This is a genomic window from Pseudomonas sp. GW456-L13 (genome assembly GCF_017350115.1).
Lineage (GTDB): Bacteria > Pseudomonadota > Gammaproteobacteria > Pseudomonadales > Pseudomonadaceae > Aquipseudomonas > Aquipseudomonas jessenii.
On sequence record NZ_JACNAS010000002.1, the window covers coordinates 1,189,818 to 1,215,044 of the forward strand.

The window sequence follows — 25,227 nt, forward strand, 5'->3', positions numbered from 1 at the left end:
AGGCGCACCGATGGAGCACGCCTGGCTTGCGGTTAAAATCCGCGCTGATTATAACGGGTCTTTCCCATCATTCACTGTGAGCTGCCGATGCACGCCTTAAACAGAGCAAAAAGCTGATGTCCACCACCTGGCATGTATTGGGCGCTGGCAGCCTCGGCACATTATGGACGACACGTCTGGCACGGGCTGGCGTGCCGGTCAGGCTGATCCTGCGGGACACCGCGAGACTGCAGGCCTATGAGACTGCCGGTGGATTGACACTGGTGGAACACGGCGAGGCGCAACACTATGCCGTGCCCGCCGAGACAGCCGACAACCCGCAACCGATCCACCGCCTGCTGGTGGCGTGCAAAGCCTACGATACCGAAAGTGCGGTGGCTCGATTGGCGCCACGCCTGGCCCCAGGCGCCGAACTGATCCTGCTGCAAAATGGCCTGGGCAGTCAGGACGCGGTAGCCGCACAGGTTCCTCAGGCACGCTGCATCTATGCCTCGAGCACAGAAGGTGCCTTCCGCGATGGCGATTGGCGCGTGGTGTTTGCCGGGCACGGCTTCACCTGGCTGGGGGATGCGAGCCATCCGGTGGCGCCGATCTGGCTCGACGACCTGAGCGCTGCCGGTATTCCCCACGAGTGGAGCACGGAGATTCTGACCAGGCTGTGGCGCAAACTCGCCCTCAACTGTGCGATCAATCCGCTGACGGTGCTGCACGATTGCCGCAACGGCGGTTTGCAGCAACATCAATGTGAGGTCGCCACCCTGTGCGGCGAACTGGCGGAGTTGCTTGAGCGTTGTGGTCAGCCGGCAGCCGCCGAAAACCTGCAGCAGGAAGTCGAACGAGTGATTCACGCCACCGCAGCCAACTACTCCTCGATGCATCAGGACGTCACGAGCCAGCGCCGCACGGAAATCAGCTACCTGCTCGGTTACGCCTGCAAAGTGGCCGGGCGTCATCAACTGAACCTGCCTCACCTCAATCAACTTGAGACAAGGTTGATCGCTCGCCTGCAAAGCCTTGGATTGCCCAGCGACTGAGCAGCGGCTACGCTGGCCACTTGTTCCTTGTCTGCGATCAATCCGATGCCATTGCGCCAGCGCCTTGAAAACCTGCCCGTCGGCCAGAAACTGCTGGCCGCCCTGCTGGTACTGATGGTCACCGTCCTGCTGGTTGCCAACCTGACCTTTATCAGTGCCGCCTACTACATCTCCCAGGAAAGCATGGCGCCCCAGGCTCTGCAGACCATCGGCCGCCTGATATCCAACCCGAGCCTGGCCTCCGAAGCGCTGGCGTCACCGCAAAGCGCCGAGCGCCTGCTCAATGAACTCAACAGCTATTCGCCGTTGCGCGCGGCGGCCCTGTATGACGGAAAGGGTGAGCGATTGGCGCAATTGCAGCATGGCGACAACCTGGAACTGCCGAAGCGTTTCCGGCATATAGAAGACTGGCAGGCCACCGAGTTTCGTACCAACCAGGTCATCCCCCTGCCCCGCACCGGTGCGGCACCAGGGCACCTGCTGTTGGTGGCCACGAGCGAACTGCCAGTGGCGTTCTACACCGGGACCCTGACGGCCAGCCTGGGGATTCTGATCTTCAGCGTGCTGCTGTGGCTGATCATTGCCCGCCAGATCAAGCGCTTGATTACCCGGCCGATCCACCAACTCGAGGAGTTGTCCCGGCAGGTAACCCGAGAAGAAAACTATGCACTGCGTGCTTCGCGCGGAAACCACGATGAAATCGGCAGCCTCGCCGAGGCGTTCAATACCATGCTTTCGCGGATCGAGGCCAGGGAGCAGCAACTCAAGCGGGCCAGGGACGACTCCCAGGCAGCCTACGACCAGGCCCAGGGTCTGGCAGAGGAAACCCGCCACACCAACCGCAAACTGGAGCTCGAAGTCCAGGTGCGCAGCAAGATCGAGAAAAAGCTCACCGGTTTCCAGAACTACCTCAACAGCATCATCGACTCCATGCCGTCGGCGCTGATCGCACTCGACGAACAGCTCTACGTGACGCAATGGAACCAGGAGGCCAGTGCCCTGTCCGGCACGCGTCTCGATGAAGCCCTGAACCAGCCTATCTTCCTCGCCTTCGAACCGCTCAAGCCGTTCTTGCCGCAACTCAAGGAAACGGTCGAGCAGCATACGGTGGCCAAGATCGAACGTGTCACCTGGCTCAAGGACGATGAGCCCCGCCACTACGCCCTGACTTTCTACCCGCTGATGGGCGGTGCCGGGCGTGGCGTGGTAATCCGGATCGATGACATCACCCAGCGCCTGTCCCTGGAAGAGATGATGGTGCAGTCGGAGAAAATGCTTTCGGTGGGTGGTCTGGCCGCCGGCATGGCCCACGAGATCAACAACCCGCTGGGCGCGATCCTGCACAACGTGCAAAACATTCGCCGACGCCTGTCACCCGATTTGCCGAAGAACCTCGAAGTGGCTGAACAGGCCGGCATCGAACTGACGACGGTCAACCAGTACCTGCAAGTTCGCGAGGTGCCACAGTTGCTCGACGGCATCCAGCAGGCAGGTGCCCGGGCGGCGAAAATCGTCACCCACATGCTCAGCTTCAGTCGTCGCAGCACCCGCCAGATGGCCCCCTGCGACCTGCCCGCCCTGATCGACCAGGCGGTGGAGATCGCCGGTAACGATTTTGACCTGGCGATCGGCTTCGACTTCAAGGGCCAGGCCATCATTCGTCAGTTCGATCCCGCGCTGGGACCGGTCCCCGGCACCGCCAACGAACTGGAGCAAGTGCTGCTCAACCTGTTGAAAAACGCTGCGCAAGCCATCCACCAGCGCGAAGATGACAGCGAGCCTGGACGGATCATTCTGCGCACCAGGCTCAACCCGCCATGGGCGGAAATTCAGGTCGAGGACAACGGCATCGGCATGAGCGAAAGCGTGCGCAAACGGACCTTCGAACCATTCTTCACCACCAAGGAAATCGGCCAGGGCACCGGGCTTGGCCTGTCGGTGTCGTACTTCATCGTCACCAATAACCACAAAGGGCAGATGGAAGTGCAATCGACGCTTGGCCAAGGCACCTGCTTCACCTTGCGCCTGCCCCTGGCGAGCACGCCGCCTGTCTCGCAACAACTCAATCTGCTATCGAGGTAACCATGGGCTTTCGTTTGTCGAAGATTTACACCCGCACTGGCGACAAAGGCGAGACCGGGCTGGGCGATGGTCGTCGCGTGCCCAAGGATCACCCGCGGATCGAGGCCATTGGCGAAGTCGATACGCTGAACAGTCAGGTGGGCGTGTTGCTGGCCGGGTTGGCAGCGCAAACGGGTCAGTTTCCGGACCTGAACGAAGTGATCGAGGTATTGGCCCCCTGCCAGCACCGGTTATTTGATCTGGGTGGCGAACTGGCGATGCCGGTGTATCAGGCGTTGAATGCAGCGGAAATCGAACGACTGGAAGCGGCGATTGATCTGTGGAATGAAGAGCTGGGGCCGCTGGAAAACTTCATCTTGCCCGGCGGCTCGACGCTGATTGCCCAGGCCCATGTCTGCCGCAGCCTGGCGCGCAGCGCAGAACGGCGATGTCAGCAGCTCAACGCGATTGAACCGTTGGCCGGGGTTGGCCTGGCGTACATCAATCGGTTGTCGGATTTGTTGTTTGTGGTGGCGCGGCTGATTGCCAAGCGTCAGGGAGTGGCGGAGATACTTTGGCAGCCTGCGGCGAAGCCTGAGGTTTAATCGGCGCCTGCCAGGCCCTCATCGCGAGCAAGCTCGCTCCCACAGTGGACTTGTGGCGTTCACAAAACCTGTGGGAGCGAGCTTGCTCGCGATGGCGTCAGAAGCTACAGCACAGAATCAGGCCTCAGGCCAAAACGCCCGAATCCCCGCCACACCCTGCGCACCCGTCGCCCAGGCTTTCTCGACCTCCGACGGACCTACACCACCGAGCAGGAACACCGGCTTGCTGAAGCCCTCGATCAGGCTCGATGCCTGCTCCCAACCCAACGGCTCGGCACCAGGGTGAGTCAGGGTCGGTTGAACCGGCGACAGGGTCACGAAATCCACCCCCATCTGTTCGGCCAGCGCCAACTCTTCAGCGTTATGGCAAGACGCCGCCAGCCAGCGCGATGCCGGTAGCGGTCGGCCAGCCGCTGCGTATTTGCGCAGTTGCGCCGCGGTAATGTGCCAACCGGCGGACGGGAAGTCGCCCAGCCATTCGAACGGCCCCTTGATCATCAATTGCGCCTTGCCGGCACACAACCCCACAGCATCCACTGCCAGGTCGCGGTATTTCGGGTCGTAGCCGTTCGGTGCACGCAACTGGATCAGCTTGACGCCGCCGGCAATGGCCTTCTGAATACCACGCAGCAACGCGGGGGTTTCCAGGTCTTCCGGGGTGATCAAGTACTGCTCGGGTAACCGTGCGGCCGCGACGATCGGCCGGTTGGCTTCAGGGAACTCATAATCCGACAGGTCGCGGGGTGTCACCCAGGCCAGCGGCTGTCCCTCGGCACCGTGGGGCTCGCCGCTAAACGCCGAGACTTCCCAGACATCCAGCAACACCTGCTTGTCCGGGTAATCGTGCCGGACCTTGATCAGCGGGCGCGCCGCGCCGACCACGATGCCCAGTTCCTCATGGAGTTCGCGGGCCAGTGCGGTTTCGACCGACTCGTCGGCCTCGACCTTGCCCCCGGGAAACTCCCACAGGCCACCCTGGTGCTGGGTATCGGCACGGCGGGCGATAAGGATCTTGCCGTTGTTATCACGGATAACGGCGGCAGCTACATGAACTCGTTTCACCGCTCGATTTCCTCCAGTCCGGCCTTCTGCCAGGCCTTGAACGCTGGCCATTGGTAGAGGGTTTCAACATAGGCTTCATCAGCCACGGACAGTTTCACCCGATAGGTGCGCAGGCGCACGGCGATGGGTGCAAAGAACGCGTCGGCCAACGTGATGCGGCCAAACAAGTACGGACCGCTCTCGGTCGCAGCGACACGACACTCGGCCCACAACGCTGACATGCGCTCGATGTCCGCCTGGACATCGGCCGGGACCGGCGACAGCGCTGCGTCATGGCCCAGGTCGAACGGCATGTTGCCGCGCATGGCGAAAAAGCCACTGTGCATCTGCGCGCACGCCGAACGCGCCTGGGCACGGGCGGCAGTGTCTTTGGGCCACAGGTTCGCGTCGGGGAACTGTTCTGCCAGGTATTCAGCAATCGCCAGGGAGTCGGCGATGGTTCCGTGTTCGGTTTTCAGCAGCGGGACCTTGCCGGTCGGAGAATGCTTGAGCAGACGCTCGCGGGTGTCCGGCTGGTTCAGTTTGATCAGTTCTTCGGTGTAGGAGGCGCCAGCCAGATCGAGGGCCAGAGCCCCGCGCAGGGACCAGGAGGAATGCAGTTTGTCGCCGATGATCAGGTGCAGGCTCATGTTCGGGACCTTTGGGATGAGGGAGACAGGCCAGTCTAGCTAGCGACTGACAGATCGCCATCGCGAGCAGGCTCGCTCCCACAGTGGTTCGAGGTGTACACAAATCCAATGTGGGAGCGAGCCTGCTCGCGATAGGGGCGACTCGATCTTACGTACGGTACTCCGCGTTGATCTTCACGTATTCGTGGGACAGGTCGGTAGTCCAGATGGTTTCGCTGCAATCGCCACGACCCAACTCGATACGGATGGTGATTTCTTCCTGCTGCATCACCGCCGCGCCCTGGGCTTCGGTGTAGGTCGCCGCGCGCGCGCCACGGCTGGCGATGCATACGTCGCCGAGGAACACGTCGATCTTGCTCACGTCCAGGTTCGGTACACCGGCACGGCCGACGGCGGCCAGGATGCGGCCCCAGTTCGGGTCCGAAGCGAAGAGCGCGGTCTTGATCAGCGGCGAGTGGGCCACGGTGTAACCGACGTCCAGGCATTCCTGGTGGTTGCCGCCACCATTGACTTCGACAGTGACGAATTTGGTCGCGCCTTCACCGTCACGAACGATGGCCTGGGCTACGTCCATGCACACTTCGAACACCGCTTGCTTGAGCTTGGCAAACAGTTCGCCTTCGGCGCGGGTGATTTCCGGCAGCGCAGCCTGACCGGTGGCGATCAGCATGCAGCAGTCGTTGGTCGAGGTATCACCGTCGATGGTGATGCGGTTGAACGACTTGTTGGCGCCATCGAGCATCAGGTTTTGCAGCACGTCGCGGGAGACTTTGGCGTCGGTGGCGATGTAGCCGAGCATGGTCGCCATGTTCGGGCGAATCATGCCGGCGCCTTTGCTGATGCCGGTAACGGTGATGGTCACGCCGTCGTGCTGGAACTGACGACTGGCGCCCTTTGGCAGGGTGTCGGTGGTCATGATGCCCGTGGCGGCAGCTTCCCAGTTGTGGATCGACAGGTCATCGAGGGCCGCTTGCAGCGCGCCTTCGATTTTCTCGACCGGCAGCGGCTCGCCGATCACACCGGTGGAATACGGCAGCACCTGGCTGGCATCGACACCGGTCAACTCGGCCAGTTTCGCGCAAGTGCGCTCGGCGGCGGCCAGGCCAGGTTCGCCCGTGCCGGCGTTGGCATTGCCGGTGTTGGTCAACAGGTAACGCACAGGGCCTTGTACGCGTTGCTTGGCCAGGATCACCGGTGCGGCGCAAAAGGCGTTCAAGGTGAACACGCCGGCAACCGTGGAGCCCTCAACACAGCGCATGACCACAACATCCTTGCGCCCCGGGCGCTTGATGCCAGCCGAGGCGATACCGAGTTCAAAACCGGCAACCGGGTGCAACGTTGGCAAAGGACCAAGACCAACAGCCATGAATGCGCTCCTTTATAAATGATGTCAGCACCGTTTCAGCAGAACGGTGGTTCGAATGGTAAAACGCCGCGACGGCAGAAGCCGGTCGCGGCGCGGGTATTTCAGCGATTGAAACGGGTTTTACTGAATCTGCCCGTGGCAATGCTTGAACTTCTTGCCCGAACCGCAGTAGCACAACTCGTTGCGACCCAGCTTCTGCTCGTTGCGAACCGGTGCAGCAGCGAGAGCAACGTCAATCTCTTCGCCCAACGCTTCCGGTTGCTCCAGGCCTGGAGCCTCTTCATGCAGGAACTGCATGCGAGCGGCCAATGCCTCGGCTTCCTGACGCAGGCGCTGCTCCTCTTCGATCGGGTCTTCGCGACGAACCTGAACGTGGGACAGCACACGGATCGAATCGCGCTTGATCGAATCCAGCAATTCGGAGAACAGGGTGAAGGACTCGCGCTTGTATTCCTGCTTCGGGTTCTTCTGGGCATAGCCACGCAAGTGGATACCGTGGCGCAGGTGATCCATGGTCGACAGGTGGTCTTTCCACAGGTCGTCCAGTACGCGCAGAACGATTTGCTTCTCGAAGGTGCGCAGCGCTTCGGCGCCCGCCTGGTCTTCTTTCTCGTTGTACGCCGCGATCAGTTCCTGCATCAGTTTCTCGCGCAGGGTTTCTTCGTACAGGTGGTCGTCTTCGTCGAGCCACTGCTGGATCGGCAGAGCCACACCGAAATCGCTCTGCAACGCGGCTTCCAGACCGGCCACGTCCCACTGCTCAGGCAGCGATTGTGGAGGAATGTGCGCGCTGACGGTGGCCTCGAGCACATCCTGACGGAAGTCAGCGATGGTCTCACCGATGTTGTCGGCGGCCAGCAACGTGTTACGCATGTGATAGATCACTTTACGCTGTTCGTTGTTGACGTCGTCGAACTCGAGCAGTTGCTTGCGAATGTCGAAGTTGCGGCCTTCAACCTTGCGCTGGGCCTTTTCGATAGCGTTGGTCACCATGCGGTGCTCGATCGCTTCGCCAGGCTGCATGCCCAGGGCCTTCATGAAGTTCTTCACCCGGTCAGAGGCGAAGATGCGCATCAGGCTGTCTTCCAGCGACAGGTAGAAACGGCTGGAACCGGCGTCGCCCTGACGACCGGCACGACCACGCAGCTGGTTGTCGATACGGCGCGATTCATGGCGCTCGGAGGCAATCACCTGCAAACCGCCCGATTCGAGCACTTGCTGGTGACGTTTCTGCCAGTCGGCCTTGATCTGGGCAATCTGCTCAGGGGTCGGGTTTTCCAGGGAAGCCACTTCCACTTCCCAGTTACCACCCAACAGGATGTCGGTACCACGACCGGCCATGTTGGTGGCGATGGTCAGCGCGCCCGGACGACCGGCCTGGGCAATGATCTCGGCTTCCTTTTCGTGGAACTTGGCGTTCAGGACCTTGTGTTCGATGCCTTCCTTAACGAGCAGGCTGGACATGTGCTCGGAGGTTTCGATGGTGGCGGTACCGACCAGGACCGGACGGCCCGCGGCCATGCTTTCCTTGATGTCGGCCACGATTGCCGCGTATTTCTCGTCGGCGGTCAGGAACACCAGGTCGTTGTAGTCCTTACGGGCCAGCGGCTTGTTCGGTGGAATCACCATGACCTGCAGGCCATAGATCTGGTGGAACTCGAACGCTTCGGTGTCGGCCGTACCGGTCATGCCGGACAGTTTGTTGTACAGACGGAAGTAGTTCTGGAAAGTGGTCGACGCCAGCGTCTGGCTTTCGGCCTGGATGTTCAGGTTTTCCTTGGCTTCGATGGCCTGGTGCAGGCCTTCGGACAAGCGGCGGCCCGGCATGGTACGGCCGGTGTGCTCGTCGACCAGTACGACCTGACCGTCCTGCACGATGTATTCGACGTTGCGATGGAACAGCTTGTGCGCGCGCAGGCCGGCGTAAACGTGAGTCAGCAGGCTCAGGTTGTGGGCCGAGTACAGGCTCTCGCCTTCAGCCAGCAGGCCGATGCGGGTCAGCGTTTCTTCGACGTACTGGTGACCGGCTTCGTTGAGTTCGACCTGACGGGTCTTCTCGTCGACGGTGAAGTGACCGGCCTGGGTCACTTCGCCTTCGACTTCTTCAACGTGCAGCTTGAGCTGCGGGATCAGCTTGTTGACCTCGATGTACAGCTTGGAGCTGTCTTCGGCCTGACCGGAGATGATCAGCGGCGTACGGGCTTCGTCGATGAGGATCGAGTCGACTTCGTCGATCACGGCAAAATTGAGTTCGCGCTGGAATTTTTCTTCCATGCTGAACGCCATGTTGTCGCGCAGGTAATCGAAACCGAATTCGTTGTTGGTGCCGTAGGTGATGTCGGCGGCGTAGGCAGCGCGCTTCTCTTCCGGCGGCTGGAACGGCGTGACAACTCCGACCGTCAGGCCGAGGAACTCATACAGCGGGCGCATCCAGTTGGCGTCACGGCGGGCCAGGTAGTCGTTCACCGTCACAACGTGCACGCCGTTGCCGGACAGCGCGTTGAGGTAAACGCCCAGTGTTGCCACCAGGGTCTTGCCTTCACCGGTACGCATTTCCGCGATCATGCCTTCATGCAAGGTCATGCCGCCGATCAGCTGGACATCGAAGTGGCGCATGCCCATGACACGCTTGCCGGCTTCGCGGGCGACCGCAAAGGCTTCTGGCAGCAGTTTGTCGAGGGATTCCCCTTTGGCGATGCGGGCCTTGAACTCGCTTGTCTTGGCACGCAATTGATCGTCCGAAAGGGCCACCATTTGCTCTTCGAAGGCATTGACGAGTTGCACCGTCTTGAGCATGCGTTTGACTTCACGCTCGTTCTTGCTTCCAAAAAGTTTCTTTAACAAAGGCGCAAACATATCGGCAGGATCTTCCACACTAAAGGGATGGAGGGCGGCCCCGTGAGTCGCCCGTGCAGCCCTCATGGCCGCATGCGAACGAGCATTCTACCCGGAAACGATGGAGAGGAAAGTGGCGATATTCCACGATGCTGGCACAGCGCTTTGACGGGGCTCACTTAAAATAAGGGCGTTTTGCTCAACTTCAAGCCGTTCAAGGCAGAAGTTAGTTGTTGATTTAATGGGTAAAGCGCCCACAAAAGCAATGGGCGGGTGCACTCGGTGCTTTCTGCTACCATGGCGCCTCTGTTACTTCAGGTGTCTGATCATGGCATTTCGCCCACTTACGGCCAAAGTACCTGCCGTTCTACTACGCGAAGCCAAGCCGCTGAAGGCCATTCTCGGCCACGCTCAACGCCTGGGTCATCTGCAACGTTTGCTCGAAAGCCAATTGCAACCCGCCGCTCGCGAGCATTGCCACGTGGCTTCCTGGCGCGAAGGCAGTTTGTTGCTGATTGTCACCGACGGTCATTGGGCAACCCGCCTGCGTTACCAGCAAAAGCGTTTGCAGCGGCAATTGCAGATGTTCGATGAGTTCGCCAATCTGACCCGGATCCTGTTCAAAGTTCAACCGCCGACCGTTCAGCAAGGTGCGGCCGGGCATACCATGGACTTGTCCAACGACGCGGCAGCGACCATCCAGGCCACGGCCGATGGGATCAGCGACCCGAATTTGCGGGCAGCGCTGGAGCGACTGGCGGCGCACGCCAAAACCAAATCCTGACACAGAACCCATGTGGGAGCGGGCTTGCTCGCGAAGGCGGTGTGTCAAACAACATAACGTTGACTGACATGCCCCCTTCGCGAGCAAGCCCGCTCCCACAGTTAGATTGTGTTCGCTCAAGCTAGCGGCGTTTTTTGCTGCCTAGCAACGACCCCATCAACCCGCGCACCAACTGTCGGCCAATCTGGTTCGCCGCCTGTTGCATCGCCGATTTCAGTGCCTTCCCTGCCGCGGTGCCGAGGAACTCTCCCGCCTGTTCGGTGAAGCTCGGTTCTTGTTTACCCTGCTCCGCTTCGGGCTCAGGTGCCAGGCCCTTGCGTCCCATCAGCACCTCATAGGCCGAATCACGGTCAATCGGCTTGTCATAACGCCCCTGCAACGGCGAACCGGCAATCAACGCTGTGCGTTCTGCACCGGTCAAAGGCCCGATCCGCGATTGCGGCGGTGCGACCAGAACCCGCCGGACCATTTCCGGCGTGCCTTTTTCCTGCAGGGTGCCGACTAGCGCCTCCCCGATCCCGAGCTCGGTCAGCACCGACAACGCATCAAACGCCGGGTTCGGCCGGAAACCCTCGGCTACCGCGCGCAGGGACTTCTGTTCCTTGGCGGTGAACGCACGCAGACCGTGCTGGATGCGCAAGCCCAACTGCGCCAGCACATCATCCGGCAGGTCACCCGGCGACTGGGTGACGAAATACACGCCCACGCCTTTCGAACGAATCAGCCTCACGACTTGCTCCAGACGGTCACGCAAGGCCTGGGGCGTACCGTTGAACAACAAGTGGGCCTCGTCGAAGAACAGCGCCAGCAATGGCTTGTCGGCATCGCCACGCTCAGGCAACTGTTCGAACAGCTCTGCCAGCAGCCACAGCAGGAACGTTGCGTAGACTTTCGGCGCTTCATGCACCAGGCGGCTGGCATCCAGCAAATGAATGCGACCGCGCCCGTCCGCCGTGGGCTGGAGGATGTCTTCGAGTTGCAGCGCCGGCTCGCCGAACAAGGCTTCGGCGCCCTGTTGCTCCAGGGTCGCCAGACGTCGCAGCAATGCCTGGCTGGAGCCGGTGGTCATCAATGCCGCATCGTCGCCCAGCAACTGGGGGTTGTCCCGCAGGTGATTGAGCAATGCCTTCAGGTCCTTGAGATCAAGCAACAACAGGCCTTCGCGGTCCGCCACCTTGAACGCGGCGTACAGCGCCGACTGCTGACTGTCAGTCAGCTCCAGCAGACTGCCCAGCAGCAGCGGCCCCATTTCACTCAAGGTTGTGCGTAAAGGATGACCGGACTGACCGTGTATGTCCCACAACGTCACCGGATAAGCCTGAGGCTTGTGGTTGAGCCAGGGCATCCCGGCAATCCGCTCGGCGATCTTGCCCTGGGGATTGCCGGCGGCGCCGAGGCCGCACAGGTCACCCTTGATGTCCGCGGCGAACACCGCCACGCCGGCATCGCTGAAAGCTTCGGCCATTCGTTGCAAAGTGACGGTCTTGCCGGTGCCGGTCGCGCCCGCGATCAATCCGTGGCGGTTCGCCAGGCGCATGGCCTGGGCAGCCGGCTGCCCTTCTGGATCGGCGCCGATAACGAGTTGCAATGAGTCAGGCATTTGGTCACCCATGATTAATCTTTGGTCCTACACGGCCGATAGAGATAACGACAAAGCAGTCAGACACGATCTGGTCGGAAATTTCCCTAAGGAGAGTCGGAAAATTCACTTGCTTTCAACCTTGCCCGTCGTGCGTCCCTTTATAAAAGCACGCGCTGGACATTAAGACCTTAGCGGAACCCCAAGCCATGAACAAAAATCTGCGTTTCAGCCATAAAATCCTGCTTGCTGCCGCCCTCATTGTGATTGCCGCCTTCGCCTCCTTTACGCTGTACAACGACTACTTGCAGCGCAACGCCATCCGCCAAGACCTGGAAAATTATCTGCAGGAAATGGGCGCAGTGACCGCCAACAATATCCAGACCTGGTTGAACGGGCGCAGCCTGCTGATTGAAAACCTGTCACAAACTGTTGCGCTCAACCCCGATGCCGACAACGTTTCCAGCCTGCTTGTACAAAAAGCCGTGACCTCGACCTTCATGGGCGCCTACCTCGGCAGCAAGGATGGTTCTTTCATCATTCGCCCGGACAGCAAGATGCCCGATGGCTACGACCCGCGTGCACGTCCCTGGTACAAGAGCGCGCAAGGCAGCAGCGGTTCGGCATTGACCGAGCCTTATATTGATCTGGCCTCCGGCCAACTGGTGATTTCCATTGTCGACAGCGTTATCAAGGACGGCCAGAACATCGGCGTGGTCGGTGGCGACCTGAGTTTGCAGGTGATCGCCGACAGCCTTGGCAAGCTGGATTTCGACGGCATGGGTTATGCGTTCCTGGTCAGCTCCGACGGCAAGATCCTGGTACATCCCGACAAAGCGCTGGCGATGAAGACGCTCAAGGATGTCTACCCGCAAGACACGCCGGCCATCAGCAGCGCCATGAGCGAAATCCTGGTCGACGGCAAAACCCGCATCGTGACCTTCACCCCGATCAAAGGCTTGTCATCGGTCAACTGGTACATCGGTCTGTCGGTCGATAAGGAAAAAGCCTACTCGATGCTCAGCGAATTCCGCACCTCGGCTGTGGTTGCGACCATCATCGCCGTGGCCATCATCATCGCCCTGCTCGGCATGCTGATTCGCATCCTGACCCAGCCGTTGCACGTCATGACCCGCGCCATGGCCGACATCGCCGACGGCGAAGGCGACCTGACCAAGCGCCTGACCATCCAGAACAATGACGAATTCGGCACTCTGGGCACCGCGTTCAACCGTTTCGTCGAGCGCATTCACGGCTCGATCCGCGAAGTGTCTTCGGCCACCGGGCAAGTCAACGAAGTGGCATTGCGCGTAGTGGCGGCTTCCAATTCGTCGATGTTCAACTCCGACCAGCAAGCCTCGCGCACCAGCAGCGTCGCGGCCGCAATCAACCAGCTCGGCGCCGCCGCCCAGGAAATTGCCCGTAACGCCGCTCAGGCTTCGAGCCAGGCCAGCGATGCCCGCAGCCTGGCCGAAGACGGCCAGCAAGTGGTGGACCGCAGTATCGTGGCGATGAATCAATTGTCGAGCATGCTCAGTGCGTCGAGTTCCAACATCGAATCGCTGAACAGTAAAACGGTGAACATCGGGCAGATTCTCGAAGTGATCACCAGCATTTCCCAGCAAACCAACTTGCTGGCACTCAACGCCGCCATTGAAGCCGCACGCGCCGGTGAAGCCGGTCGTGGATTTGCTGTGGTAGCGGACGAAGTGCGCAACCTGGCACATCGCACGCAAGAATCGGCGCAACAGGTGCAAACCATGATCGAGGAGCTGCAGGTCGGCGCCCGGGAATCGGTCAGCACCATGAGCGACAGTCAGCGCCACAGCCAGGACAGCGTGGAAATCGCCAACCTTGCGGGTGAGCGCCTGAACAGCGTGACGCTGCGTATCGGTGAAATCGACGGCATGAACCAGTCGGTGGCCACCGCGACCGAAGAACAGACCGCCGTAGTGGAGTCGATCAACGTCGACATCACCGAAATCAACACGCTGAACCAGGAAGGTGTGGAAAACCTGCAATCGACATTGCGCGCGTGCTCGGACCTTGAGCAGCAGGCGGCGCGGTTGAAGCAGTTGGTAGGTAGCTTCAGGATCTAAGGCAACCTCACCGCCCTCATCGCGAGCAAGCTCGCTCCCACAGTAGATCTATAGTGCGACAAAGATTCCTGTGGGAGCGAGCTTGCTCGCGATAGCGGCCTGCCAAACGATACTTCCCCCCCGCCGACATCCCTCCCGCACACCCCCAACCGAACATCTATCCTTCATATAGGTCAACCAAAGGAGTAACAGGACCGGAGGATCGTTCATCGTGCATATCGCGGACATCACCATGTTCTACGCCCCTGCCAGCGGAGGCGTGCGCACTTATCTGGATGCCAAGCACCGTCGCCTGGGCATCAAGCCAGGCATTCGCCACAGTTTGCTGATCCCCGGATCGTCCTTTGGAGAGCAGGATGGCATCTTCACAGTTCCCGCCCCTGCCCTGCCCTTCGGCAAGGGCTATCGCTTTCCTCTGCGTCTGGCGCCCTGGCGCAATGTCCTGCAAGACTTGCAACCCGACCTGATCGAAGTCGGCGACCCCTACCTCACCGCTTGGGCGGCGCTGGATGCGCGGCGCCAACTCGATGTGCCGATCATCGGTTTTTATCACTCGGACCTGCCCCTGCTGGTCAGCAACCGCATGGGCAACTGGGTGACCAACAACGTCGAGGCCTATGTCAGCAAGCTCTACGGCAACTTCGACAGGGTCCTGGCGCCCAGCCGGGTCATGGCCGACAAACTCACCGGGCTTGGGGTCAGGAATGTCTTCGTGCAGCCGCTCGGCGTCGACCTGCAAACCTTCAATCCCGATGCCAGAGACCCCGGGCTGCGGGCCGAACTGGGTCTGGACGAAAACACCCACCTCTTGATCTTTGCCGGGCGCGGTTCCAAGGAAAAAAACCTGCCGGTGCTGCTCGACTGCATGAAACGCCTGGGCCGACGCTATCACCTGCTACTGGTTGGGTCGTCGATGCCCACGGCCGTGCCCTCCAACGTGACGGTGATCGACGAGTTCTGCCCGGCGGCGCAGGTGGCCCGCCTGATGGCCAGCGCCGACGCCTTGCTCCACGCTGGCGATCAGGAAACCTTCGGCCTGGTGATACTCGAAGCCATGGCCAGCGGTATTCCGGTGGTAGCCGTGGCGGCCGGGGCGTTCGAAGAAATCGTCACCGAGGACTGCGGCCTGCTCTGTGCGCCGAACAATCCCGCCGCGATGGCCACCGCTGTTCGAGAACTGTTCGGCTCGGGCAGCGTAGCGCTGGGCCAACAGGCGCGATTACATGTCGAACGACATTATGCCTGGGACACGGTGGTCACCAGTTTGCTGCGTCACTACCACGCCGTGCTCGGCAGCCAATGGCCGCTGACAGCCAATGGTTGAGCCCATGAACAGTCCCGCTTTACTGCTGGTACTGCACGACGTGGCGCCGCCCACCTGGGCCGATTACCAGCCGTTCGTCAAAGCCGTCGACGCTTTGGGTGGCGTACCGATCACCTGGCTGGTGGTGCCGGATTTGCACAAACACAACAACCTGGACGCCCATCCGCAGTTTTGCCGCCAGCTCAGTGCCAGGGTCGCCCGGGGCGACGAACTGGCACTGCATGGCTATTTCCATTACGACGACGGGCCGATGACCATCAATCCCAGCGACTGGTTCATGCGCCGGATCTACACCCACGAAGGCGAGTTCTACCGTTTGTCGCAGGAAGACGCCCTCGCCCGCCTGCGTTCGGGCATCGAGATGTTCCACCGCCATGACTGGCCGCTGGAAGGATTCGTCGCCCCGGCCTGGCTGATGAGCCAAGGCACTCGCCAGGCATTGCGCCAATTGCCGCTGAGTTACACCAGCGACTCGCAACATTTATACCGGCTACCGGATTTCACCGCGCTCGAGGCGCCGGGGCTGGTCTGGAGTGCGCGCAGTGCCTGGCGCCGGGGTGTGTCGAAGCTCGTCAGCGACCGGCGTGAACAGCGCTGGCAGCACGCTCCGGTGATTCGCCTGGGCCTGCACCCGGTGGACATGCGCCATGAGTTCTCGCGCCGATACTGGCTAAAAACCCTTGAGCGCCTGCTCGACAACGGACGGGTGCCAATGACCAAGGCCCACTGGCTGGCGATGCAAAACGGCCGACTGGGCCGTGCCGCATGAGTCGCGCACTGCTGTTGCTCGTCGGTCTGCTCGCGGCAGTGCTGATTCCATTACTGTTGGGCGGCAGCGAAATCTGGTCTCGGCTGACCGCCTTTCCGCTGCCGTGGTTGCTGGTCATGTTCGGCATGATCCTGTTGTGCTGGGGGGTGAACACCCTGCGTTTGCGCCTATTGCTGGGGGATCAATGCGACAAGGTCGGCCGGCTCAGGAGCCTCGGCATGGTGATGGCCGCCGAATTCGCCTACTGCGCCACGCCCGGCGGCAGTGGCGGGCCTCTGACGATCATGGCTTTGCTGGCGCGTCACGGCGTGCGTCCGGCCAGGGGCAGTGCGGTGTTTGCCATGGATCAACTGAGCGACTTGCTGTTTTTTCTCTGTGCCCTGAGCGGGATTCTGATTTACGCCCTGTTCCAGCACCTCAGCCAGCGTATGGAATGGATGCTGATGGTCAGCGCCGTTTCGCTGTTCGGCGGCCTGATCAGTTGCGTCATGGTGGCGCGCTATCACCGATTATTGATTCGCCTGAGTGGTCGTTGGCTCGCCCGACTCAATGTCAAAGCGGCCACTCGAATGCGCTGGGCGCGCAAACTCCTGCAGTTTCTGGCGGCGTTTACCGACACGTTGAAGTTGCCCGTGCAGACCTTGATCAAGGTATTCGCCCTGACCTGTGTGCATTGGGGCCTGCGCTACAGCGTGCTGTACCTGGCGTTGCGTGGGCTCGGCGCGGATTTGCAGTGGGCCTGGAGTTTTCTGATCCAGATGCTGGCACTGAGCGCCGGGCAATTCAGCCTGCTGCCGGGCGGAGCCGGGGCGGCCGAGTTGACGTCCGCCGCGCTGCTGGCGCCCATGGTCGGGAAGTCCACGGCAGCCGCGGCGATTCTGATTTGGCGGGCGGTAACCTATTACTTCTATTTACTGGTCGGTGGGCCGGTGTTTCTGCTGATGCTGGGTCGGCCGCTGCTGAAGAAGTTGATGAAACTCAGGCAGGCTTAGGTTTGTCCTCGGGCTCTTGCTGCAACTGTTCCCACAACTGCGCGGCGTCGGGAAACTCCGTACCGGTTTCAGGCCCCATGTCATCCGGGTCGTAGCGACTCAGGCAACCCTCGCCCAGCGTGGCGGGAGCCTTGGAAGTGGCTTTGTCCAGTGGATCGGCCATGGTCATGTCCTCGGTGCAAAAACGGCGAAGGGCCTGAAGCGATTGAACGCCCAGGCCCTTCGAATTTCAACTGTGACGTACGTCTGTCAGAAGACGACGGTCTTGTTGCCGTGCACCAGCACGCGGTCTTCCAGGTGATAACGCAAGCCACGGGCCAGCACCATTTTCTCGACATCGCGGCCGAAACGCACCATGTCTTCGATGCTGTCGCTGTGGTTGACGCGCACCACGTCCTGCTCGATGATCGGGCCGGCATCCAGCTCTTCGGTCACATAGTGGCAAGTCGCGCCAATCAGCTTCACGCCGCGCAGGGAGGCCTGGTGGTACGGCTTGGCACCGACGAACGACGGCAGGAAGCTGTGGTGAATGTTGATGACCTTGTGCGCGTATTCGCTGCACAACTCAGGCGGCAGGATCTGCATGTAGCGGGCAAGCACCACCACTTCGGCATCGTGTTGCTTGACCAGGCGCGAAACCTCGGTGAAGGCTGGCTGCTTGTCCTGCGGATTGACCGGGACGTGGTAGTACGGAATACCGTGCCACTCCACCATGCTGCGCAAGTCATCATGGTTGGAAATCACACAGGAAATTTCGCAGTCCAGTTCATCGCTGTGCCAGCGGTGCAGCAAGTCGGCCAGGCAGTGCGACTCGCGGCTGGCCATCAGGACCACGCGCTTCTTTTGCTCGGTATCGGTGATGCGCCAGTCCATCGAGAACTCTTCGGCGATCGGGGCAAAGGCTTCACGAAACGCTTCTATACCAAATGGCAGGGAGTCGGCACGGATTTCGTGACGCATGAAGAACCAGCCACTGAGATTGTCCGAGTGATGGCTCGCTTCAGTGATCCAGCCGTTGTGTGATGCCAGAAAGTTACTGACTTTGGCAACGATGCCAACACGGTCCGGGCAAGAAATCACCAGACGAAAAGTGCGCATGAGGGGGGAACTCCAGAACTTCGCAAAGGCCGCCATTCTAGCGATTGCGCAACAAAACTGCAGTATTGTTGACGTTTCGCCCTGCCGGAAGGTCAGTGCGGCAGGGCGGACACCAGCAGTGCCTGCTTGCACAGATGCTCTTGCGGTGCCGGCCAATTGTTAATTTATGTATATCTGACAGACCGGGACCACACTAATAATCGCACTACCAATGCGCGCCAGAACCCCGGCAATTAAATTGAATAAACTTGCCTTAAATGTTTACTTGATGAAACACCGTGACTATTATTGCCGCACTGTCACCTGCCATCCAGCGCACAACATAAGGTAGTCCACATGTCCTTGATCAACGAATATCGCGCCACCGAAGAAGCTATCAAAGAGCTGCAAGCCCGTTTGAAGAACCTGTCCCAAGACGACAAACTGCAAACCGAGCTGGAATTCGAAGGCAAACTGCGCACCCTGATGGGTGAATACTCCAAGTCCCTGCGTGACATCATCGCGCTGCTGGATCCAGAATCCAAAACCAAGGCACCACGCGGCGGTGCAGTGAAAACTACCGGCACCAAGCGTGCTCGCAAAGTTAAACAATACAAAAACCCGCACAACGGTGAAGTCATCGAAACCAAAGGTGGCAACCACAAGACTCTGAAAGAGTGGAAAGCCAAGTGGGGCGGTGACGTGGTGGAAGGCTGGGCTACCCTGCTGGGCTAAGCCTCAGAGCTTGTCGCAGATGGATCCGTGACAAAAAATAACGCCAGCAAATGCTGGCGTTATTTATGCCCGGCGTTTAAGCCCTGGCATGTTCGATTTCAAAGACTCAAACGCTGGCGCAGTCCCTGGACATAATCCTGCCACTCACCGAGCACCCCCTGCTGAAACGCAGTAGCACTAACGCTCAATTGGGCCGCGGCTTCTACAAAACTTTCAAGGGTATTTGGCGCACCCCATTCAGGGTCTGACAAACGTTTCTGACAGAATATTCGCCAGCGCTCTTGCTCTTCGGAATTCAGCGTGTCGGGAAAGTTGCGTGCGCGATATCGAAACAGCAATTCAGGCAAACGTTCGTCATCGAAAGGCCATTGCTCTTGTGCCAATTGCATCGGGTCAACGGCCCTGACTTGTTCACACAATCGTCGATCCCGATCACCGATAAATCCATCGTATAACTGTTGCTCCGGATCCTGGCTCTGGGAAAAGTCTTCGCGGGCATAAATCGCCAGGATTTTATCCAGCCAAACTTTCCGGGAGTCATTGAGCTGCGACACCCTCTGCTGATACAGCGCCATATCCAGCCCCAGACGCTGCTGATCTTCCTGGCGAAGTACCGACAACGGTGCCACCACCGGGCACTTGTTGATGTGAATCAGCTTCAACGGCACCGGCAACTCGCCTTCGGCCAGTTCGTCGCGGCGGGTATACAAGCGCTGGCGCAAACTTTCGGCATCCAGGTCGAGCAGGCCCTGGGGATCCAGGTGCAGATCACAGACAATCAGGGCGTTCTTGTTGCGCGGGTGCCAGGCCAGCGGCAACACCACCCCCACATAGTTGCGAGCGGCCGAAAAACGTCCGGAAACATGCACCAGCGGTTGCAGCAGGCGTATCTGGTCCATGACTTTTTGCTTGCTGCGCAGTTGAAATAGCCAGTCGTACAGCTTTGGCTGTTTTTCCCGTATCAGGCGCGCCAGGGCGATCGTCGCGCGAACGTCCGACAGTGCTTCGTGGGCATTGCCATGATCGATGCCATTGGCAGCGGTCAGGCGTTCGAGCTTGAGCGTGACCCGCCCCTCGTCATCGGTCGGCCAGACCAGGCCATCAGGACGCAAGGCATAGGCGGCGCGCACCACATCAATTAGGTCCCAGCGGCTATTGCCGCCCTGCCACTCCCGCGCATAGGGGTCGAAAAAGTTTCGGTACAGGCTGTAGCGGGTCATCTCGTCATCGAAACGCAAGGTGTTATACCCCGCACCACAGGTACCGGGCGCCGCGAGTTGGGCATGCACCCGGGTCATGAAATCGGCTTCGCTCAAGCCGTGCTCTTGCAGTTGCCCGGGGGTGATTCCCGTGATCGCGCAGGCGGCAGGATGCGGCAGGATGTCGTCACTGGGCTGGCAGTAAAGATTGACCGGCTCGTCGATTTCATTGAGATCGAAGTCGGTGCGCAGGCCGGCCATTTGCAACGGACGGTCACTACGGGGATTGATGCCAGTGGTTTCGTAGTCGTACCAGAAAATGGAGGTCACGGGCGATTCCTGAACTGAAGATCGGCAAAGTCTAGGCGTTCACCGCCCGTCCCGGCCAGTAGTCTTGTCATTCAAGCACCTTGCGCGACTCACCATGCAATGCATAGTTATGTCGTTTCCCCCGCCCCCCGCCCCTCGAATAGGCTGCTAGCATCGAATGGATACACAATCCCGAATAAGGCCACATCATCAGGTTGCCCATGCTCGAGACCACAGCACAGCCACGGAATGCGCCGCTGTCACCTCCGCTGGATACGCGGTACCAGGTCGAAACGCCGGAGGGCGTCGACCTGCCACTGCGCCCGGCCGGGTTGATGGTCCGTGCGCTGGCATTCTCCATTGATCTTGGTTTACGCGGCCTGGTCCTGGGCGTGCTGTTCATTGTGCTGGCGATGCTCGGCAAACTCGGAGCCGGGCTCGGCTCGATCCTGCTGTTCGTGGTGAGCTGGTGGTACATGGTGCTGTTCGAGGTGCTGAATCACGGTCGCTCGCCGGGCAAGCAATGGATGGGCCTGCAGGTGGTGCACGACGATGGCACCCCGGTCGGCTGGTCGGCGTCGCTGTTGCGCAACCTGCTGCGCGTTGTCGACCTGCTGCCGTTCGGTTACTTCCTCGGGGCCATCAGTTGCCTGCAACATCCCCACTTCAAGCGCCTCGGCGATATCGCCGCCGGGACCCTGGTGATCTACCGCGAACGACCGCACACCCGCCCCCAGCTCCCCGAAGCCCGGCCCCGCCGCCCGGCCTTTGTCCTGACACTCACCGAGCAACGGGCCATCCTCGGGTTTGCCGAGCGCCAGGGTGAACTCTCCGAAGCGCGGGTCAATGAACTGGCTTCGATTCTCGCCCACCCCTTGCAAGTCGCCCCCCCGCAGGCAGTGACCGAGCTCAACGGCATCGCCCGCGGGTTGTTGGGGCCGACATGAAGCAAAGCCTTTTTGAAAGCCGGCACAAGGCCGAATGGGACCATTTCGCCCATCTGCTCGAGCAGTTGGAACGGGACGGCAAGGCTACCGACGCCGGCAGTTTCCCGAAGGACTACCGACGCCTCTGCCAACACCTGGCACTGGCACGGGAGCGTGGCTACAGCAGTTTTCTGATCGACTCCTTGCAGCAACAGGTGCTGCGCGGACACCAACAGCTTTACCGTCATCGCAGCCATTTGGGGGCCAATGTGCTGGCGTTCGTCCTGGCCGACTTTCCGCGACTGGTGCGCGAACAGTGGCGTTTTGTCCTCGCCGCCAGCCTGATGTTTTTTGGCAGCCTGGCCGGTTTCGCGCTGCTGGTGTACCTGTACCCGGCGCTGGTCTACAACCTGATCCCCGCCGAGCAGGTCAGCGAGATGCAAAGCATGTACGACCCCGTTGCCGGTCACCTCGGGCGCACGGCGGAACGAGCCGCCAGCGAGGACTGGGCGATGTTCGGCTACTACATCATGCACAACATCGGCATTGCCTTTCAGACCTTCGCCAGTGGTTTGCTGTTCGGTCTGGGCAGCGTGTTTTTCCTGATTTTCAACGGCCTGATGATCGGTGCGGTGGCCGGGCACCTGACCTACGTCGGCTACGGACAAACCTTTTGGTCATTCGTGATCGGCCATGGCGCTTTCGAACTCAGCGCCATCGCCCTGGCCGGTGCCGCCGGTCTGAAGCTGGGCTGGGCCTTGGTCGCCCCGGGGCGCCTGCCACGGGCCGAGGCCTTGCGATTGGCTGCGCGCAAGAGCGTGCTGCTGATCTGCGGGGTCATGCTGTTTCTGTTGATCGCTGCGTTTATCGAAGCCTATTGGTCGTCAATGACCGGCCCTTCGCACCAGACCAAATATCTGGTCGGCGCGGCGCTCTGGCTGTCGGTGGTGGTTTATCTCGTGTTTGCCGGACGTCAGCGCCATGCGCCTGAGTGACGCCACGGTGGTGATTCGCCCGCGCTCGACCTGGGAAGCCATGGACCTGGGGGTGCTGCTGAGCCAACGCCACCGACGTCTGTTGATGACCAGTTGGGCCTTGGTCACCTTGCCGGTTTTCGCGCTGCTCAGTTGGGGGCTCTGGGATTCGCCCGATCTCGCCGTGTTCATTTTCTGGTGGCTGAAGCCGGCGTTCGAACGCCTTCCCCTATACATCCTGTCCAAAGCCATGTTCGGTGAAACGCCCACGCTCAAACAGGCCCTGCGCCAATGGCCACGCCTGCTCAAGCCGCAATTGCTGGCCAGCCTGACCTGGCGACGCCTGAGTTTGCCCCGCAGTTTCGTGATGCCGGTGGTGCAACTCGAAGGACTGGGCGGGCAGCAACGGCAACAACGCCTACAGGTGCTGTTGCAGCGAGACGCCGGCGCCGCACGCTGGCTGACGATCATCGGCGCGCACCTGGAAGGCGCATTGTGGGTCGGCTTGATGGTGTTGTTCTATCTGCTGCTGCCACAACAGGTCGCGCTCGACTGGAGCTGGCAGTCGCTGATCTCGGCGGCCACCCAGGACTGGCGTTGGCTGGAACACCTGACTAATGCCTTTTATGCACTGGTGCTGGTGGTCTGGGAACCGATCTATGTCGCCTGCGGTTTCAGTCTGTACCTGAACCGGCGCACCGTACTGGAGGCCTGGGATATCGAACTGGTGTTTCGCCGGATGCGCCAACGTCTGGTCAGTGCAGGCGCTGTCCTGTTGATGGCCGTGATTATGCTGATGCCAACCACCCACAACGCATGGGCCACAGAACCGGCCCTCTCACCCGACAGCCCGCGCCTGCTGGGCCAGCCCCTGACCAGTCAGGCCTCCAGGGACAGCATCAAGGCGATCCTCGAACAGGCGCCCTTCAAGAACCGGGAATCGGTCACGCGCTACCGCTTTGGCGAAGAGCAACCGAATGCTGAAGCTTTGGACGACGGCAAGACACCACAATGGTTGAAGGCGCTGTTGAAGATGCTCGAGGGGCAACGCTTCGGGGCATTGGCGACACTGATCGAAATCGTACTGTGGGGCATCGTCATTGGCGCCGTCGGCCTGTTGATCTGGCGCTATCGCGACTGGCTGCAGGCGTTCGTCAGCCGACGACCGCCCCTCAATGTCAAAGCCACGCGACCGTTACCGCAGCAGGCGTTCGGCCTGGACCTCAAGCCCGAATCCCTGCCCGCCGACATCGCCGCCCACGCCGAAAGCCTCTGGCAAGCCCACCCACGCGAAGCGCTTGGCTTGCTCTATCGCGCTCTGCTCAGCCGCCTGCTGCACGACTTCAATATCGTGCTCAAGGCCGCCGACACCGAGGGTCAGGTGCTTCGGCGTGTCGAGCTACTGCAGCAGCCGGCCTTGCTGGCCTACAGCCAAAACCTTACCGGGCACTGGCAAAACATGGCCTACGGGCATCGCCTGCCGCCCGCTCAAGTGCAACAAGAACTGTGTAACGGCTGGCGTGTTCTGTTCGGTCCGGAGGCTGTCCGTTGAGTCGGCGCCGGGGTTCGATAGCCGGTGCGTTGATGGCCGTGTTGCTGGCTGCGTTGAGTGTTTATCTGTACCTCAAGGCGACTCCCTACCAGACCGAAATCGATCACGGCCCCTCCCCCGAAGCCAATGCCAATCCTTATCTGGCGGCCGAGTTGTTCCTGCGCAAGCAAGGCCTGAAGGTCGGCCACGCCAACGGCCTCGATATCCTGCCCAGCCTCGACCCGCATCAACACAGCCTGCTGTTGCTCGGGGAACGCTACAACATGACCCCACGGCAGATCGACCAGGTGATGAACTGGACCCGGGCCGGCGGGCGGCTTCTGTTCGTCGCCGAGGCGCTGTGGGATGAAAAACTCGGCCATAGCAATGACCTGCTGCTCGACCGGGTGCAACTGCACCAGTCCTTGAGCAAAGACCTCAAGGACCCACCGCCGGATATCGGTGACGATCCGTACCCGCAACTGACCAAGCTCTACCTGGAAGACGAAGACGCCCCGGCCTATGCCGGTTTCGATACCGCGTTCCATCTCGAAGACCCGAAAAACCTCGCCCTGGCCTGGGCCAACAGCGCCAGGGCCACGCACATGATGCAACTCGACCACGGGCTCGGTTCGATCATCGTGGTCACTGATGCCGACCTGTGGAAAACCCCGGCCATCGACCGGTACGACAACGCCTGGCTGCTCTGGTACCTGACCGCCGACACCCGCGTGACGCTGATCTTCAACACCGATCACGACAGCCTGCTGACGTTGCTGCTGCGTTACTTCCCCCAGGCGCTGGTCGCGTTGCTCGCCTTGATCGGCCTGAGTTTCTGGCACTTTGGCGTGCGCCAGGGACCGCTGCTGGAAGCGGCTCCGAAAGCACGCCGGCAATTGCAGGAGCACCTGCGCGCCAGTGCCGACTTCCTGTTGCGCCGCAACGGTCAGGCCGTCCTGCTGCAAGCCTTGCAGCAAGACATCCTGCGGCGTGTACGGCGTCGTCACCCCGGTTTTGAACAGCTCGGCGTTGCCGAACAATGGCTGGTGCTCGCGCGCCTGACCGGCCAACCCACACGCGCCATCAGCCAGGCCATGAGCCCGCGGCCGAAACAACGGCTTTCCAGCGTTGAATTCAGCCGCCAGGTCGCCCACCTGCAAACCTTGAGGAACGCCTTATGATCTGGCACCTGACAAGTGTTGGATTCCCATTGGATTAGAAGACAGCCCCTTACGAGCTGTTCGAGGCTACCTCCGGCAGTTGCGGGTGCGAGCCACATTTGAGTCGGCCTCTCATCGTCCGCATTTGGTTCAATCCACAGCCGAAAGCGGACGTCC

The 25,227-nt window shown here is 60.6% G+C and carries 21 protein-coding genes; 13 read left to right on the forward strand and 8 right to left on the reverse strand.

Translation table 11 applies throughout. From position 1 onward, the window contains the following. Nucleotides 1–116 precede the first annotated feature (116 nt). The 3 genes from J4D25_RS19500 to J4D25_RS19510 are packed head-to-tail and all read left to right on the forward strand — an operon-like array spanning nucleotide 117 to nucleotide 3,700. On the forward strand, nucleotides 117–1,034 hold the full coding sequence (locus tag J4D25_RS19500) for a putative 2-dehydropantoate 2-reductase (protein WP_057713511.1): 918 nt from the start codon (nucleotides 117–119) through the stop codon (nucleotides 1,032–1,034). Nucleotides 1,035–1,079: 45 nt separating this feature from the next. Continuing rightward, nucleotides 1,080–3,116 (forward strand): ATP-binding protein, encoded by a 2,037-nt coding sequence (locus tag J4D25_RS19505; protein ID WP_057716570.1) that lies wholly within the window; start codon nucleotides 1,080–1,082, stop codon nucleotides 3,114–3,116. Between the two features lie 2 nt (nucleotides 3,117–3,118). Further along, the gene (locus tag J4D25_RS19510) at nucleotides 3,119–3,700 is read left to right on the forward strand and encodes a cob(I)yrinic acid a,c-diamide adenosyltransferase (protein WP_057713510.1); all 582 of its coding nucleotides are present in this window, start codon (nucleotides 3,119–3,121) and stop codon (nucleotides 3,698–3,700) included. A gap of 117 nt (nucleotides 3,701–3,817) precedes the next feature. Here J4D25_RS19510 and J4D25_RS19515 read toward each other — a convergent pair whose 3' ends face one another. The 4 genes from J4D25_RS19515 to secA all read right to left on the reverse strand — a co-directional run bounded on the left by J4D25_RS19515 (nucleotide 3,818) and on the right by secA (nucleotide 9,613). Further along, a complete protein-coding gene (locus J4D25_RS19515) occupies nucleotides 3,818–4,762 on the reverse strand; it encodes a Nudix family hydrolase (RefSeq protein ID WP_057713509.1) in 945 nt (314 codons plus the stop codon). Further along, on the reverse strand, nucleotides 4,759–5,391 hold the full coding sequence (locus tag J4D25_RS19520) for a glutathione S-transferase family protein (RefSeq protein ID WP_057713508.1): 633 nt from the start codon (nucleotides 5,389–5,391) through the stop codon (nucleotides 4,759–4,761). The genes J4D25_RS19515 and J4D25_RS19520 overlap by 4 nt, the downstream gene beginning before the upstream one ends. Nucleotides 5,392–5,539: 148 nt before the next feature. Beyond that, nucleotides 5,540–6,757: a bifunctional glutamate N-acetyltransferase/amino-acid acetyltransferase ArgJ gene (gene argJ / locus J4D25_RS19525; protein ID WP_056726069.1), complete on the reverse strand. Its 1,218-nt coding sequence runs from the start codon at nucleotides 6,755–6,757 to the stop codon at nucleotides 5,540–5,542. A 120-nt stretch (nucleotides 6,758–6,877) separates the two neighbouring features. Continuing rightward, nucleotides 6,878–9,613 carry a preprotein translocase subunit SecA gene (secA, locus tag J4D25_RS19530; protein WP_057713507.1) on the reverse strand — a complete coding sequence of 912 codons (2,736 nt, stop codon included), beginning with the start codon at nucleotides 9,611–9,613 and terminating at the stop codon, nucleotides 6,878–6,880. A 307-nt stretch (nucleotides 9,614–9,920) separates the two neighbouring features. On the opposite strand from secA, the gene J4D25_RS19535 reads away from it, so the two are divergent. Beyond that, nucleotides 9,921–10,376, forward strand: coding sequence for a DUF721 domain-containing protein (locus J4D25_RS19535; protein ID WP_057713506.1), 456 nt, complete (start codon nucleotides 9,921–9,923; stop codon nucleotides 10,374–10,376). 121 nt (nucleotides 10,377–10,497) lie between these two features. Here J4D25_RS19535 and J4D25_RS19540 read toward each other — a convergent pair whose 3' ends face one another. Beyond that, nucleotides 10,498–11,976, reverse strand: a complete 1,479-nt coding sequence (locus tag J4D25_RS19540; protein WP_057716569.1) for a helicase HerA-like domain-containing protein — start codon at nucleotides 11,974–11,976, stop codon at nucleotides 10,498–10,500. Nucleotides 11,977–12,164: 188 nt separating this feature from the next. On the opposite strand from J4D25_RS19540, the gene J4D25_RS19545 reads away from it, so the two are divergent. The 4 genes from J4D25_RS19545 (at nucleotide 12,165) to J4D25_RS19560 (ending at nucleotide 17,139) form a co-directional block, all read left to right on the forward strand. Continuing rightward, nucleotides 12,165–14,054, forward strand: coding sequence for a methyl-accepting chemotaxis protein (locus J4D25_RS19545; protein ID WP_057713505.1), 1,890 nt, complete (start codon nucleotides 12,165–12,167; stop codon nucleotides 14,052–14,054). 211 nt (nucleotides 14,055–14,265) lie between these two features. Beyond that, on the forward strand, nucleotides 14,266–15,378 hold the full coding sequence (locus J4D25_RS19550) for a glycosyltransferase family 1 protein (RefSeq protein WP_057713504.1): 1,113 nt from the start codon (nucleotides 14,266–14,268) through the stop codon (nucleotides 15,376–15,378). Further along, nucleotides 15,371–16,147, forward strand: a complete 777-nt coding sequence (locus tag J4D25_RS19555) for a DUF2334 domain-containing protein (RefSeq protein ID WP_057713503.1) — start codon at nucleotides 15,371–15,373, stop codon at nucleotides 16,145–16,147. Before J4D25_RS19550 ends, J4D25_RS19555 begins: the two co-directional genes overlap by 8 nt. Continuing rightward, nucleotides 16,144–17,139, forward strand: a complete 996-nt coding sequence (locus J4D25_RS19560) for a lysylphosphatidylglycerol synthase transmembrane domain-containing protein (protein WP_057713502.1) — start codon at nucleotides 16,144–16,146, stop codon at nucleotides 17,137–17,139. Before J4D25_RS19555 ends, J4D25_RS19560 begins: the two co-directional genes overlap by 4 nt. Here J4D25_RS19560 and J4D25_RS19565 read toward each other — a convergent pair. Continuing rightward, nucleotides 17,126–17,302, reverse strand: a complete 177-nt coding sequence (locus J4D25_RS19565) for a hypothetical protein (RefSeq protein WP_173677941.1) — start codon at nucleotides 17,300–17,302, stop codon at nucleotides 17,126–17,128. The two genes, J4D25_RS19560 and J4D25_RS19565, sit on opposite strands and share 14 nt — an antisense overlap. Nucleotides 17,303–17,388: 86 nt before the next feature. Then, nucleotides 17,389–18,237, reverse strand: a complete 849-nt coding sequence (gene purU, locus J4D25_RS19570; RefSeq protein ID WP_057713501.1) for a formyltetrahydrofolate deformylase — start codon at nucleotides 18,235–18,237, stop codon at nucleotides 17,389–17,391. 336 nt (nucleotides 18,238–18,573) lie between these two features. Between purU and mvaT the strand changes: the two genes are divergently transcribed. Further along, nucleotides 18,574–18,951: a histone-like nucleoid-structuring protein MvaT gene (mvaT, locus tag J4D25_RS19575; protein WP_007933316.1), complete on the forward strand. Its 378-nt coding sequence runs from the start codon at nucleotides 18,574–18,576 to the stop codon at nucleotides 18,949–18,951. 98 nt (nucleotides 18,952–19,049) lie between these two features. Here the strand turns inward: mvaT and sbcB are convergent, their stop codons facing one another. After that, nucleotides 19,050–20,480 (reverse strand): exodeoxyribonuclease I, encoded by a 1,431-nt coding sequence (gene sbcB / locus J4D25_RS19580; RefSeq protein WP_057713500.1) that lies wholly within the window; start codon nucleotides 20,478–20,480, stop codon nucleotides 19,050–19,052. Between the two features lie 200 nt (nucleotides 20,481–20,680). Between sbcB and J4D25_RS19585 the strand changes: the two genes are divergently transcribed. Genes J4D25_RS19585 through J4D25_RS19600 form a run of 4 tightly spaced genes read left to right on the forward strand, consistent with a single transcriptional unit; the run spans nucleotide 20,681 to nucleotide 25,071 of the window. Continuing rightward, on the forward strand, nucleotides 20,681–21,406 hold the full coding sequence (locus J4D25_RS19585) for an RDD family protein (protein ID WP_057713499.1): 726 nt from the start codon (nucleotides 20,681–20,683) through the stop codon (nucleotides 21,404–21,406). After that, entirely contained in the window at nucleotides 21,403–22,380 is a 978-nt protein-coding gene (locus tag J4D25_RS19590) for a stage II sporulation protein M (RefSeq protein ID WP_057713498.1), read from the forward strand. The genes J4D25_RS19585 and J4D25_RS19590 overlap by 4 nt, the downstream gene beginning before the upstream one ends. Then, nucleotides 22,367–23,911: a DUF4129 domain-containing protein gene (locus J4D25_RS19595; protein WP_057713497.1), complete on the forward strand. Its 1,545-nt coding sequence runs from the start codon at nucleotides 22,367–22,369 to the stop codon at nucleotides 23,909–23,911. The genes J4D25_RS19590 and J4D25_RS19595 overlap by 14 nt, the downstream gene beginning before the upstream one ends. Nucleotides 23,912–23,943: 32 nt before the next feature. Beyond that, nucleotides 23,944–25,071, forward strand: coding sequence for a DUF4350 domain-containing protein (locus J4D25_RS19600; RefSeq protein WP_198530254.1), 1,128 nt, complete (start codon nucleotides 23,944–23,946; stop codon nucleotides 25,069–25,071). The last annotated feature ends 156 nt before the right edge of the window (nucleotides 25,072–25,227 follow it).